Annotated in this window: 13 protein-coding genes and 1 tRNA gene; 11 read left to right on the top strand and 3 right to left on the bottom strand. The window is 62.5% G+C overall.

What is annotated here, in order from left to right:
• Positions 1-173 precede the first annotated feature (173 nt).
• The 9 genes from uxaC (at position 174) to recQ (ending at position 9,511) form a co-directional block, all read left to right on the top strand.
• Positions 174-1,583, top strand: coding sequence for a glucuronate isomerase (gene uxaC / locus NKI39_RS20695; RefSeq protein ID WP_352834029.1), 1,410 nt, complete (start codon positions 174-176; stop codon positions 1,581-1,583).
• Positions 1,584-1,620: 37 nt separating this feature from the next.
• Positions 1,621-2,598, top strand: coding sequence for a TRAP transporter substrate-binding protein (locus NKI39_RS20690; RefSeq protein ID WP_352834027.1), 978 nt, complete (start codon positions 1,621-1,623; stop codon positions 2,596-2,598).
• A gap of 103 nt (positions 2,599-2,701) precedes the next feature.
• Positions 2,702-3,229, top strand: a complete 528-nt coding sequence (locus tag NKI39_RS20685; protein ID WP_023719697.1) for a TRAP transporter small permease — start codon at positions 2,702-2,704, stop codon at positions 3,227-3,229.
• A gap of 4 nt (positions 3,230-3,233) precedes the next feature.
• Complete coding sequence (locus NKI39_RS20680) at positions 3,234-4,514, top strand: TRAP transporter large permease (RefSeq protein WP_292656436.1); 1,281 nt, start codon at positions 3,234-3,236, stop codon at positions 4,512-4,514.
• A 9-nt stretch (positions 4,515-4,523) separates the two neighbouring features.
• Positions 4,524-5,300: a FadR/GntR family transcriptional regulator gene (locus NKI39_RS20675; protein ID WP_352621452.1), complete on the top strand. Its 777-nt coding sequence runs from the start codon at positions 4,524-4,526 to the stop codon at positions 5,298-5,300.
• Positions 5,301-5,328: 28 nt separating this feature from the next.
• On the top strand, positions 5,329-6,186 hold the full coding sequence (gene kduI / locus NKI39_RS20670; protein ID WP_352834024.1) for a 5-dehydro-4-deoxy-D-glucuronate isomerase: 858 nt from the start codon (positions 5,329-5,331) through the stop codon (positions 6,184-6,186).
• Positions 6,183-6,950 carry a 2-dehydro-3-deoxy-D-gluconate 5-dehydrogenase KduD gene (gene kduD, locus NKI39_RS20665; RefSeq protein WP_352834021.1) on the top strand — a complete coding sequence of 256 codons (768 nt, stop codon included), beginning with the start codon at positions 6,183-6,185 and terminating at the stop codon, positions 6,948-6,950. Before kduI ends, kduD begins: the two co-directional genes overlap by 4 nt.
• Positions 6,951-6,973: 23 nt before the next feature.
• Positions 6,974-7,312, top strand: coding sequence for a cupin domain-containing protein (locus NKI39_RS20660; RefSeq protein WP_352540932.1), 339 nt, complete (start codon positions 6,974-6,976; stop codon positions 7,310-7,312).
• Between the two features lie 363 nt (positions 7,313-7,675).
• A complete protein-coding gene (gene recQ, locus NKI39_RS20655) occupies positions 7,676-9,511 on the top strand; it encodes a DNA helicase RecQ (protein ID WP_352834018.1) in 1,836 nt (611 codons plus the stop codon).
• Positions 9,512-9,532: 21 nt separating this feature from the next.
• Here the strand turns inward: recQ and NKI39_RS20650 are convergent, their stop codons facing one another.
• Both NKI39_RS20650 and NKI39_RS20645 read right to left on the bottom strand, forming a co-directional pair.
• Positions 9,533-9,751, bottom strand: coding sequence for a hypothetical protein (locus NKI39_RS20650; RefSeq protein WP_245274746.1), 219 nt, complete (start codon positions 9,749-9,751; stop codon positions 9,533-9,535).
• A 210-nt stretch (positions 9,752-9,961) separates the two neighbouring features.
• Positions 9,962-10,879 (bottom strand): alpha/beta fold hydrolase, encoded by a 918-nt coding sequence (locus NKI39_RS20645; protein ID WP_352834015.1) that lies wholly within the window; start codon positions 10,877-10,879, stop codon positions 9,962-9,964.
• A 721-nt stretch (positions 10,880-11,600) separates the two neighbouring features.
• Here NKI39_RS20645 and NKI39_RS20640 point away from each other — a divergent pair.
• Positions 11,601-12,197, top strand: a complete 597-nt coding sequence (locus NKI39_RS20640; RefSeq protein WP_352834012.1) for a TetR/AcrR family transcriptional regulator — start codon at positions 11,601-11,603, stop codon at positions 12,195-12,197.
• Positions 12,198-12,274: 77 nt separating this feature from the next.
• Complete coding sequence (locus NKI39_RS20635) at positions 12,275-12,850, top strand: DUF308 domain-containing protein (RefSeq protein ID WP_352834009.1); 576 nt, start codon at positions 12,275-12,277, stop codon at positions 12,848-12,850.
• Positions 12,851-12,924: 74 nt separating this feature from the next.
• Here the strand turns inward: NKI39_RS20635 and NKI39_RS20630 are convergent.
• A tRNA-Ser gene (locus NKI39_RS20630) sits at positions 12,925-13,014 on the bottom strand.
• Positions 13,015-13,216: the final 202 nt, after the last annotated feature.

Below are 13,216 nucleotides of genomic sequence, written 5' to 3'. Positions count from 1 at the left end.
CGCCACGTGTCTGATCGAGATTGTTGGGTCACTGCTGGCAGGCGGCGTAACACCCGATGCCGTCACGCACAATGGGCAATGGCCGACGAAAAGTCATCATACAACAACCCAGTTTTTGTATGTTGACATTATTTCTTTCCAACCCTACCGATGTTCGGATTGGGAGGATTCACGTGGCCGCATTGACGGATCCGGACTTGCTGTTTGCCGCCGAGGCGCGCCCGCGTTCGTTGGCCCGCGATCTCTATGCCGCGGTCAAAGACCTTCCGATCGTCAGCCCGCACGGCCACACCGATCCGCGCTGGTATGCGCTCAACGAGGCGTTTCCCGATCCGGCGCAGTTGCTGATCGTGCCGGACCACTACATTTTCCGCATGCTGTTCAGCCAGGGCGTTCGGCTTGAGGAGCTTGGTGTGCCGACGCTTGACGGCTCGCCGGTTGAAACCGACGGCAGAACGATCTGGCGGTGCTTCGCCGAGCATTATTACCTGTTCCGCGGCACGCCGACCCGGCTGTGGTTCGACCATGTGCTTGCCCATCTGTTCAGCATCGACGAGCCGCTGACGGCCGCAACCGCCGACCGCCATTACGATATGATCTCGACCTTGCTGCAGTGGGAGAATTTTCGCCCGCGAGCGCTGTTCGAGCGCTTCAATATTGAAGTCATCGCAACGACCGAAGGCGCGCTCGACGATCTCAGATGGCACCAGATGATCCGCGACAGCGGCTGGGACGGCCGCGTCGTCACCGCCTATCGGCCGGATGCGATCGTCGATCCCGACTTCGAAGGGTTCTCGGCCAATCTCGACCGGCTTGGCGAGATCACCGGCTGCGACACCGGCAATTGGGCCGGCTATCTCGATGCGCATCGCCAGCGGCGCGCCTTCTTCAAGAGCTTTGGCGCGACTTCCTCCGATCACGGCCATTCGACGGCCGAAACCGCCAATCTCTCGGATGCCGCCGCGCAGAAGCTGTTCAACCGCATCCGCCGGGGCTCGGACGACGAGCGCGAGCGAAAGCTGTTCCGCGCCCAGATGCTGACCGAGATGGCCAAGATGAGCCGCGACGACGGGCTGGTCCTGCAGATCCATCCCGGCTCCTGGCGCAATCATTCGCCGGCTATCTTTCGGAAGTTCGGCAGGGACAAAGGCTTCGATATTCCGACGCGAACCGACTATGTGACGGCGCTGAAGCCGCTGCTCGACTGCGTCGGGCTGGAGCGCGACCTCACCATCATCCTCTTCACCCTCGACGAGACCAGCTATGCGCGCGAGCTGGCGCCGCTCGCCGGCGTCTACCCGGCATTGAAGCTCGGGCCGGCCTGGTGGTTCCACGACAGCCCCGAAGGCATGCGCAGGTTCCGTGAGATGACCACCGAAACCGCCGGTTTCTACAACACCGTCGGTTTCAACGACGATACCCGCGCCTTTCCATCCATACCGGCCCGCCATGATGTGGCGCGCCGGGTCGATTGCGCTTTTCTGGCGCGTCTCGTCGCCGAGCATCGGCTCGGCGAGGACGAGGCGCACGAGCTGGCGCAGGAACTTGCCTATACGCTCGCGAAAAAGGCGTACCGGCTCTAACGGCGCTTGCCGCCATCGTTCAAACGGGAGGAAACCAATGCTGCATTTTTCGAGACTGGCGGGGGCTACGCTAGTTGCCGCCGCACTGCTGGCCGGAACGGCAAGCGCTCAGACGGTTCTGCGCTCGTCCGACACCCACCCGGACGGCTATCCGACGGTCGAGGCGGTCAAATATTTCGGCGAGCTGGTGAAAGAGCGCACGGCCGGCCGCTATGTGGTCGAGATCTATCCTTCCGCGCAACTTGGCGAGGAAAAGGACACGATCGAGCAGGTGCGCACCGGCGTGATCGATCTCAACCGCGTCTCGATGGCGCCGTTCAACGGGCTCATCCCGGAGACCACCGTGCCCTCGCTGCCCTACATCTTCCGTTCGGAAGAGCATATGCACAAGGTCATGGACGGGGCGATCGGCGACCAGATCGCGGCGGCGTTCGACCAGGTCGGGCTGGTGTTGCTCGCCTTTTACGACGGCGGCTCGCGCTCCTTCTACAATTCGAAGAAGCCGATCAACACCGTAGCCGACATGGCCGGGATGAAGTTCCGCGTCATCCAGTCCGACATCTTCGTCGACATGGTGGCGGCACTTGGCGCCAACGCGACGCCGATGCCGTATGGCGAAGTGTATTCGGCGATCGAGACCGGGGTGATCGACGGCGCGGAGAACAATTTTCCGAGCTACGACACCGCCAAGCACGCGGAAGTCGCCAAATACTATTCGCTCGACGAGCACACGATGGTGCCGGAAGCCTTCGTCATGGCGAAGTCGAGCTGGGACAAGCTGACGCCGGAAGACCAGGCGATCTTCAAGGCGGCCGCCAAGGAGAGCGTCGCCAAGCAGCGCGAGCTGTGGACCGCCAAGGTCAAGGAATCGCGCGCCAAGGTCGAGGCGGCCGGTTCGCAGATCACGACGCCGGACAAGCAGCCCTTCATCGACGCGATGGGGCCGGTCTACGAGAAGCACGTCAAGGACGACAAGCTGAAGGCCATGGTCGAAGCCATCAAGGCCGTGCAGTGATCAAGCGGCGGCGCGGACATTCCGTGCCGCCATCCTCCTGGGGAGAAAACCGGTGACTTCCAGCCCAAGACCAACACCGCTTCTGTCCGGCGTCGCGCAAGTGATGTCGCGCGTCAGCACGGCGGCGCTGTCGATCGCCGGCATCGGGCTGGTGCTGATGACCGCCTTCGTCGCCTGGCAGGTATTCGGCCGTTATGTTCTGAACCGTTCGCCGAGCTGGACCGAGCCGGGCTCGGTGATGCTGATGAGCTGGTTCATTTTCCTCGGCGCTGCCGTCGGCGTGCGCGAGAACTATCACCTCGGCTTTGACGTCCTGCTCTACGTGCTGCCGAAAGGCGGCAAGCGCTGGCTGCGGATGATTTCGGACCTCGTCGCGCTCGCCTTCGGCATCGGCATGATCTGGTACGGCAGTCAGCTGGTCGCATTGACCTGGGGCTCTGTCTTGCCGTCGCTCGGCATATCGGGGGGCTGGGACTACGTCCCGCTTGTGGCGGGAGGCGCGCTCATCGTGCTCTTCACGCTGGAGCGCATTGTGCTTCGCCTCTCCGGCGCGCCGATCGACGATGCCCTCGATGAACTGCCGCCGGCCGAAGTCGCGGCCGAACTCGACACCGCCAACGTGAAGGTCTGACGCCATGGAACTGTGGATTCTCTTCGGCGTCTTCACCCTGCTGATGCTTATCGGCACGCCGATCGCTTTCTGCCTCGGCGTCGCAAGCCTCGCCACCGTCCTCTATATGGGCCTGCCGCCGCTGATCGTGTTCCAGCGCCTGAATTCCGGCATGAGCGTCTTTTCACTGCTGGCCATTCCGTTTTTCATCTACGCCGGCGACTTGATGGTGCGCGGCGGCATCGCCAGCAAGATCGTTGCCTTCGCCGGCTCGCTCGTCGGCCATTTGCGCGGCGGCCTCGGGCAGGTCAACATTGCAACCGCTACACTGTTCGGCGGCATTTCCGGCTCAGCGGTGGCGGAGGCAGCGGCGGTAGGCGGCCTGATGATCCCGCAGATGAAGGCGCGTGGATATGGAGCGGACTACGCCGTCAACGTCACGTCGATGGCGGCACTGATCGCGCTGCTGCTGCCGCCGTCGCACAACATGATCATCTACTCGATCTCGGCAGGCGGAAAGATCTCCATCGCCGATCTGTTCACGGCCGGCATCATCCCGGGCCTGCTGCTGGCCCTGTCGCTGATGGTCACCGCCTATATCGTGGCGCGCTCCCGCGGCTATCCGACCGAGGCGTTTCCGGGCTTCACCGCGGTCGCGCATCTTTTCGCCGTCGCCGTGCCCGGCCTGCTGTTGATCGCGATCATCTTCGGCGGCGTGCGATCGGGCGTCTTCACCGCCACCGAGAGTTCCTGTATCGCCGTCATCTATGCGCTGCTCGTGACCGTCTTCGTTTACCGGCAGATGACCTGGGAAGGGTTCGTTCATGCTACCCATGGCGCCGTGCGCACCACGGCCATGGTGCTGCTCATCATCGGCATGGCGGCGGCGTTCTCGTGGCTGATGGCCTTCCTGAAAGTGCCGGCAGCGTTGATAGCCTCCATGAACGCGATCTCGGACGATCCGCTGGTTGTGCTTCTCCTGCTCAACCTCTTGATGCTGTTCCTCGGCACGTTCATGGACATGGGGCCGACGATCATCATTTGCACGCCGATCTTCCTGCCCGTGGCGCAGGCCTACGGCGTCGATCCGGTGCATTTCGGCGTCATCATGATCCTCAATTTCGGCATCGGACTGAACACGCCGCCGGTGGGCGCGGTGCAGTTCGTGGCGTGTGCAGTGGGCAAGATATCCGTCTGGGAATCGATGCGCTCGATCTGGCCGTTCTATGCGGCAGGCCTCGTGGTGCTGGCGCTCGTCACCTACATTCCGGCCATTTCGCTATGGCTGCCGAGTGTCTTCAAATAGGGGTGCGACATGGCTTCGGATACCGCAGTCGGGCTCCGCGTCGAACGAAGACCGAAGCTTTCGGAAACCGTTGTCGCTGCGATCCGCAAGCAGTTGCAGGCGGGCGAGATCCAGCCCGGGCAAAAGCTGCCGACCGAGGGTCAGCTGACTGAAACCTTCGGGGTCAGCCGCACCGTGATACGCGAGGCGCTGGCCAAGCTTGCCGCGGACGGCCTGGTCGAACCGCGCCAAGGCGCCGGCGTCTTCGTCACCGAGCATATCTCGACAGCGTTCGGTGCTCTGGCAGCGGAGATGGGCAGCAAGGATTCGATCGCCCTCAACGTGCTCGAAGTCAGGTTGGCGATCGAGATCGAATCCGCCGGGCTCGCCGCCATCCGGCGCAACGCCGCGCAGGAAGCGGCAATCCAGGAAGCCTTCTTCGAGTTCGAACGGCTGCTCCTCAACAGCGAGCCGACTGGACCGGCCGACCTTGCCTTCCACCGCGCAATCGCCAGCGCCACCAACAATCCGTTCTATGTCGAGATGCTCGACGTGCTCGGCCGGCGCGCCATTCCTTGCGATGTGACCTCGCCCTGGTCGACCGAGTTCGCACAGTCCGACGCCTACCAGCGCGGCCTGCAGCGCGAACACCTGATGATCCTCAACGCCATCTCGGCAGGCGATGCCGAAGCGGCGCGGGAGGCGATGCGCGCGCATCTCGGTGCCAGCCAGCAGCGCTATCGCGAGCGCCTGCACGCGCGCCAGGTTTTTTATGCCGACTCGGTCAAGGCCGCGGCAACTGAATAAGCAATTGAGGCAGCGCCATGGGACAGCAATGAATCACACTGACAAGCATACGGATTTCACCTCTCGCTTCGCCATCGATCCTGTTTCTGCCGCAGCCATGGGAACGGACGAGCTGCGGCACAATTTCCTGATCGAGGACTTGTTCCAGCCCGGCCGCATCGGCCTGACCTACACCCATTACGACCGCATGATCGTCGGCGGCGCCATGCCCGCTGGTACACCGCTGCCGCTGCAGGCGATCAAGCCGACCGGGACCAAGAATTTTCTCGACCGCCGTGAGATGATCATCGTCAACATCGCCGGTGCAGGCGTCGTCAAAGCCGGCGGCCAATCCTACGAGCTGCAGGCACGCGACATGCTCTATCTCGGCATGGGCACCGATGAGGTGTCGTTCGCTGCGACCAATCTGGCTGAGCCGGCTAAGTTCTACCTGCTCAGCGCGCCGGCGCATCAGAGCCATCCCAACCGGCTGATCCGCATCGGCGATGCCAAGCGGCTCGATCTCGGCAGCCAGGCAACCTCCAACGAGCGCTCGATCTTCCAGTTCATCCATGCCGATGGGGTAAAGACCTGTCAGCTTGTCGTCGGCATGACGCAGCTTGCCTCCGGTTCGGTCTGGAACACCATGCCATGCCATGTGCATGACCGGCGCATGGAAGCCTATCTTTATTTCGATCTGCCGGAGGCGGCGCGGGTGTTTCATTTCATGGGCGAGCCGGACGAAACGCGCCATCTCGTCATGCGCAACGAGGAGGCGGTGCTGTCGCCGGGATGGTCGATCCATTCGGGCGCCGGCACCTCCAACTACGCCTTCATCTGGGCGATGGCCGGCGATAATGTCGACTATACCGATGTCGACCTGGTGGCGATGGAGGAGCTCAAGTGAGCGATCTCTCGGCCTTCAGCCTTGCCGGCAAGCGCATCCTCGTCACCGGCGCCAATACCGGCATCGGCCAAGGCATCGCCGTGCCGATCGCGCGCGCAGGCGGCGCGGTCGTCGGCGTCGGCCGGTCGGCGATGGACGAGACGGCGGAGAAGATTGCGGCTGTCGGCGGCCGCTTCGAGGCGGTCCGCTGCGATCTTGGTGATGATGCAGCTGCCCAGGCGATGCTTGACCGCGTCTGGGACGGCACCGGACCACTCGATGGCCTGGTCAACAATGCGGGCATCATCCGGCGTGCCGATGCGGTTGACCTCACCGAAGCCGACTGGGATGACGTCATGGGCGTCAATCTGAAGACGGTGTTCTTTCTCAGCCAGAGTTTTGCCAGGCGCGTGCTTGCCGAATCTGGACGGCGTGGCAAGATCGTCAACATCGCTTCGGTGCTGAGCTTTCAGGGCGGCATTCGCGTCGCCTCCTACACCGCCTCCAAACACGGCGTGCTCGGCATCACCCGCCTGCTGGCATGTGAATGGGCGGCAAAGGGCATCAACGTCAACGGCATTGCGCCGGGCTATATCGAGACCAACAACACCGAGGCGCTGCGCACCGATCCCGACCGCAGCGCTTCGATCCTGGCGCGCATTCCGGCCGGCCGCTGGGGCGCGCCGGAAGACATCGGCGACGCAGCCGTCTTCCTGCTGGCGCCGGCGTCCAACTACATGCACGGCGCGGTGGTGCCGGTGGACGGCGGCTGGCTGGCACGATGAACAGCGACGATGAGAGTCTGACGATGACCGGAACCAAAATCTTCTCGCATGCCGGCGAGGGTGCGTGGACGCCGACGCCCGACGGCAACCGCCGGCGCGTGCTCCTGCACACCGACGAACTGATGATGGTCGAGTTCGGTTTCGACAAGGGCGGCGTCGGCGCGCTGCACTCGCACCCGCATGTCCAGGCAAGCTACGTCGCCGAAGGCCGCTTCGAAGTCACCATCGACGGCAGGACCGAAATCCTGGAGACGGGAAGCAGTTTCATCGTTCCGTCCAATCTGGTCCATGGTGTCAGGGCGTTGGAGGCGGGACGACTGGTCGACAGCTTCACGCCGCACCGCGCCGATTTCCTCGACTGAGCTGCGGGCCCGAAGTTCAGGCAGCCGGCTCTCGGAACGAAAAAACCCGCGCCTCCGGAGAGACGCGGGCGTGTTGCCTGGGCGCTTGTGGCGCCGCGGTACTCAAAACATCACCGCAGAACCTGAACCTGCCGAATGATGGTGAAGATAGGATTAACCGCTCCGAGGCGTTGCGATATTCACAGCCAAAGCGAATAGGGGCTGGAACGACGGTCTGATATCGGCCAATGAGAGAGAAGTTCGCCTCAGGCGGTGCCGCGGACAGGACCAGAGGGGTCGATAAATGTTCGAATCTGCTGTCCAGGCAATCACCTGGCGATTCGCCGGCGAATTTCGGCAGGTCGTATCCCCGAAAGTTCTGTAATGCAGGTTGCAGCGAGCATCCCGGCAGAGGATTCCAAGCGGCGCGTCCTGAAAGATGTATTCGGCTTCGATGATTTTCGTCTCGGCCAGGCGGCCGTGATGGAGGCGCTGCTGGCCGGGCATCATGTGCTGGCTGTCATGCCGACCGGCGCCGGCAAATCGCTCTGCTACCAGGTCCCGGCGCTGGTCCTGGGCGGGCTCACCATTGTCGTTTCGCCGCTGGTGGCCCTGATGCAGGATCAAGTCGCCGCATTGCGCCTTGCCGGCGTGGCGGCCGATACGATCAATTCCTCGCTCGACCGCGATGCCAATGTCGCTGCATGGCGCCGTGTCGCGGCAGGCCAGACGCGCCTGCTCTATCTTGCACCGGAGCGGCTCATGACCGTGCGAATGCTCGAGGCGTTGACCAAGCTCGATGTCCGGCTGATCGCCATCGACGAGGCACATTGCATCTCCCAATGGGGACCAGCGTTCCGGCGCGAATACGAAGAATTGTCGAGACTACGTGATATCTTCCCGAAAGTGCCGATCATTGCGTTGACGGCGACGGCGGACGAAACGACGCGCACCGACATTGCCGCGCAACTGTTCGACGGGCGCGTCGATACCGTGGTGCTCGGCTTCGACCGGCCGAACATCAAGCTAGGCATTGAGCCCAAGCAGGACAGCAAGCGCCAATTACTAAACTTCGTGCAGCGCCATGCGGGCCGCAGCGGGATCGTCTATTGCCTGTCACGCAAAAAGACCGAAGAGATGGCGGCGTTCCTCGAGCGGAACGGCGTACGCGCGCTCGCCTATCACGCCGGCATGAGCAAGGACGCGCGTGAAGCGAATCAAAACGCTTTCATGACCTTGTCCGGCGTGGTGATGGTGGCGACCATCGCCTTCGGCATGGGGATCGACAAGCCGGACGTCGCCTATGTCTTCCACACCGACCTGCCGGGCAGCTTGGAGGCCTATTATCAGGAAATCGGGCGCGCGGGCCGCGACGGGCGGGCGGCCGAGGCACATATGCTGTTCGGTCTCGGCGATATCCGCATGCGCCGGCTTTTCATCGAAGACGAGGACGCGCCGGCTGAGCACAAAAGGCGCGCGCATGGCCGGCTCGAAACGCTGATCGGTTATTGCGAGACGACGCAGTGCCGGCGCCAGATCCTGCTTGGCTATTTCGGCGAAAGTGCTTCGCCTTGCGGCAATTGCGACAACTGCCTCGACCAGGCGCCGCATGCGGATGGCGAGGCGGAGGCGCGGATCATCCTGGCGGCGATCGCACAGACCGGCGAGCGCTTCGGCGTCGCCCATGTCGTCGATGTCCTGCTCGGCCATGAAACCGAGAAGGTCCTGGACAGGAACCACCACAGGCTTGCCAGCTTCGGCACCGGTGTGGCGCATAAAAAGAGTTTCTTGCTGTCGCTGCTCCGCCAACTCGTCGCGGGCGGGTTCCTGACATTGGACTCAGCCGGCCATGGCGGCCTCGCCATTGCCGAGAAGGGCCGTGCGCTGGCTCGGGGCGAGGCTTCGTTCCGGTATCGCGTGGACGCGCGCCAGTCATCGCGAGGCAAGATACGTCCTGAAGATACCGCAGCGGGCACGGAAGGTCTGGATTCGGCGCTGCTGGCCGCGCTCAAGGCTGTACGGCTGCGTCTTGCCCGGGAACGCCAGGTGCCGGCCTTCGTGATCTTTTCGGATCGTACACTGATCGATATGGCCGAACGCTGCCCGCGTGATCTGGACGCCTTCGCCGCGGTCAACGGCGTCGGCGCCGCCAAGCTCAAGGATTTCGGCGAGATATTCCTCGGCGCGATCGCTGCGCATCAATCCGGGGTGGCGGGCTGAAGACCCACTTCAGTGACGCAATCAGCACCGGCTTCGTCTCGCCGCCGCAATCGCAGCCTCCTGCTGCCGCAAGCGCTCGATCTTCGCACTCTGGCGGGCAGCCACGGTCGAAGCGACACGCTGCCCTCCCAACAGCCAGCCCGGAATGTTGGTGTGGACGACTTTGCCACGAGCGATGGCTGTCGCCGACATTTCGTCGGCGACAGCGCCCATCGCCACGTTGAGCTCGACGCAACTCATCTTGTCGTATTTCGCAGCATCAAAGGATGCCGGCAAAGGCGATGCGCAACTTCCGACAAACATGAGGCTGCATATCAGAGGCGTGGCCGTGGAGATCGCCTTCATTCCCTTATCAAGCACATTGATGCCGGACGGGCGGATTTCCGGAGGGTTCTCGATCTCAGGCGGCGAAGCGCTCCCGAGGTTCCGCGTAACTGAAGCATGTGACCTCTACAATACTCTGTGCTGACCGACCTGTTTGTCTTCAAAGAATTCCGAGAGAGTCGCTGCCGTCTTGTCGGGGTGCTCTTCCGGGAAAAAGTGCCCGCCTTGGACAGCGCATCCTGCCACTCTGTCGGCCCATTTCCTCCAGATGGCCAGCGGCCCGCCTTCTTGCGCATACCAGTTCTCCAGGGCGCCTTCGCCACTCCATAGCGCCAGTAGCGGACAGTCGATGCGACGACCGTTTGCGCGGTCCAACGCGTCATGTTCACGATCGATCGTCGCAGCGGCGCGATACTCTTCGCAGATGGCATGAATATGCGCGGGATCGCGAAGCGCATCAACATAGGCGTTCCTGACCTCTTTGTGGACCATTTTCGCTGACGATCCCCACTGCGTTATTGCATCGTCGACGACAGCATCGGGAGCCGCTCCGATCAGACGCTCCGGCAGGGGCTCCGGCTGGGCAAGAAGGCTCCAGGGCCAGAAGCCAAGCGCCAGTCTGGCATCCGCCCGATCCCATGTTGCGGCGGTGGGGATGATGTCGAGGACGGCGATTTTGAGCACTTTGTCGGAATGGTCCAGCGCCAGGCGATAGGCAACCCGCCCGCCACGATCATGCCCGGCAACCATGAACCGCTCAAACCCCACTTGCTTCATGGCCTGAACCATGTCGCCGGCCATGGCGCGCTTGGCGTATGGGCTATGATCGGCAGAGGAAAACGGGCATCCGCTTTGCCCATAGCCTCGAAGGTCGGCGGCGACGACCGTGAAGCGGGGCGCCAAGGCTGCGGCGATATCCCTCCACATCAGATGCGTTTCTGGAAAACCGTGAAGAAGCAGCAGCGGCGGACCGGTGCCTCCGACCCTTGCGAAAATCGTCGTATCGTCCAGTCGTAGGCTGGTGGCTCTGAAACCTGCAAACACCGTCAGCTTCCTCCGCGCCCTTAGGAAAGCTCCGTAAGGGCGCTAACGGCCGCCTGAGGCGAAAACCCCGGCCGCGATGGCCAGGGTTCAAGCCGGCCAGTTGCTAGAATCGAAACCAGACCCAAACGCGCCTGCGGAAGCACCGCCTGCGCCGATAGCCGTTTCGCCAGTAAACGCGACAGACCCTTCTCCAGGCGCGCCGGCGGCGCCGGCGCGGCATGTGCCACCGGCGATGATAGACTGGTTGCAACTCTGCTTGAGTTTCGTCGTCGTCGAAGGTCTCGACATCCGGCGCCTCGAGTTCATCGAGAATGCCCCTTCTGGCAGTTGGAACGCCGGCCACCGCATTGATTGGCCGAACCGTGCTTGCAAGGGCCGCGGCCCCGGCAATGCCAAACATTCCTGTCAAAAATAGTCGCCGATCCATGGAAACCTCCCAGTCTTCAACCAGCGATAGAACAAGCTGACGATGGGGAGATAGCGCAGTCGGTGCAAACGCCTAGTGCCGCACGGCGACTAGCGGTGGTCCGGTCGGCCGGAGGGTGTTGTCTCGTCCTCGAAGTGGGATGGCTACCTCGATCGACAAGCACCCGGAGTTTTCTGAATTGGAGGGCCGAAAACAATGAAGATCGAATGACGTCTACGCCATAGCCACGCAATTTCACGCTACTCGCGTTGCAAGGAGGCTTGACTGCCATCCTACCAGAAGGTAGGTAAAAGCATGAGCAACTTGTCTACCACCTCTGACGACATCCTGGCTTGTGCGCGTTCGCTGATCGTGGCTGGCGGCTACAACGGTTTCAGTTATGCCGACGTTGCTGATGTGGTCGGGATCCGTAAGGCGAGCATCCATCACCATTTCCCAAGCAAGGTCGATCTGGTTCGGACGCTGGTTGCGCGGTATCGCGAAGAAACTGAAGCGGGGATTGCAAATGTCGAACTTCACGAATCCGATCCGCTCGAACAGTTGCGGATCTATGCCGGGTATTGGGAAGCCTGCATCGCGAACGCCAGCGCCCCGTTTTGTATCTGCGCGCTGTTGGCAAGCGAGCTCCCCGTGCTGCCCGAGGAAGTTAGCCTTGAGGTCCGGGCGCATTTCCGCTCGCTGTCGGCTTGGCTGACATCCGTGATGGAGCGCGGTGCGCGGCACGGCCAATTTCGACTGATGAGTACCCCTCGTGCCGAGGCTGAAGCGTTCATGGCGACCGTTCACGGCGCGATGCTTTCAGCACGGGCCTATGGCGATCCGAAGATATTCGCCGTCGTGACCGGCCCGCTCCTGGAGCGGCTCCGCGCTTCCCCCCGGATACCAGCCTAGATCTCAACTAACCATACTAGCGATCACTCCGCGACGTTCGTCGAGAGCCCCTACCTACTAGTCGAAAGGACGATCCAATGACGGTTCACAGTGGCGATCTCTCCCGCGCCAGCCAGGAACAATGGCTCAAGCTCTATTACTTCGCTCGGACGACGTTCTCGGCTGTCTGGGTGGCGGCTGCCTTTACGGTGGGACAGCATTCCGGGGTGGTCGCGGCGGTTTTGCTCGTGGCTTATCCTGCATGGGATGCCCTGGCCAATTTTGTCGACGCATCGCGCAGCGGAGGATTGGGACAGAATCGCACCCAGGCCATCAACGTCGTGGTCAGTGTGGCGACAACGTTCGCGGTCGTTGTTGCGCAGAAGATGAGCATGAACTGGGTGCTGGGCGTGTTCGGCCTATGGGCGATCCTGTCCGGCCTGCTTCAACTCGGTACCGCTGTCCGCCGTTGGAAGAGCTCTGGTGCGCAGTGGGCGATGGTCCTGAGCGGAGGGCAGTCAGCACTGGCAGGCACGTTTTTCATCGCACAGGCGCGGATGCCGATGCCGCCATCGATCACCAACGTGGCCGGCTATGCCGCAGTAGGCGCCCTCTACTTCCTGGTTTCGGCGGTGTGGCTGAGCGTGAGCCAATTGCGGCGGAAGGCTGCATAGCGTGCCGTCTTAAGCCATTACCGGCGCGATGAGAGATGCTGTTACCTATGGGTCCGGAATGGACAATTCCGAAGTGGCGGAGAGGGAGGGATTCGAACCCCCGATGGGCTTGCACCCATGCCGCATTTCGAGTGCGGTGCATTCGACCACTCTGCCACCTCTCCGCGGTCATGGTCCGCCGTTGCCGGCGCGGCGCACTAGATAACGGCTGGACAGGCAGGTTACAAGGGCCAATCTGCCCCGGCGCCGCAGCTTCTGTCCGTGCTTCTTCGAGGCTCCGGTGGTCACTGCTCGATATTTGCAAGGTCTGGGCTCAACCCATTCGCAGCTTGCCCGCGGCGCTTGCCTTGACTCAAGCCGAACCTT

Origin of the sequence: Mesorhizobium sp. M0664, from assembly GCF_040320565.1 — a bacterium.
Classification (GTDB): domain Bacteria; phylum Pseudomonadota; class Alphaproteobacteria; order Rhizobiales; family Rhizobiaceae; genus Mesorhizobium.
The sequence above is the reverse complement of the archived record's forward strand: the minus strand, read 5'-3'. Positions and strand labels throughout refer to the sequence as shown.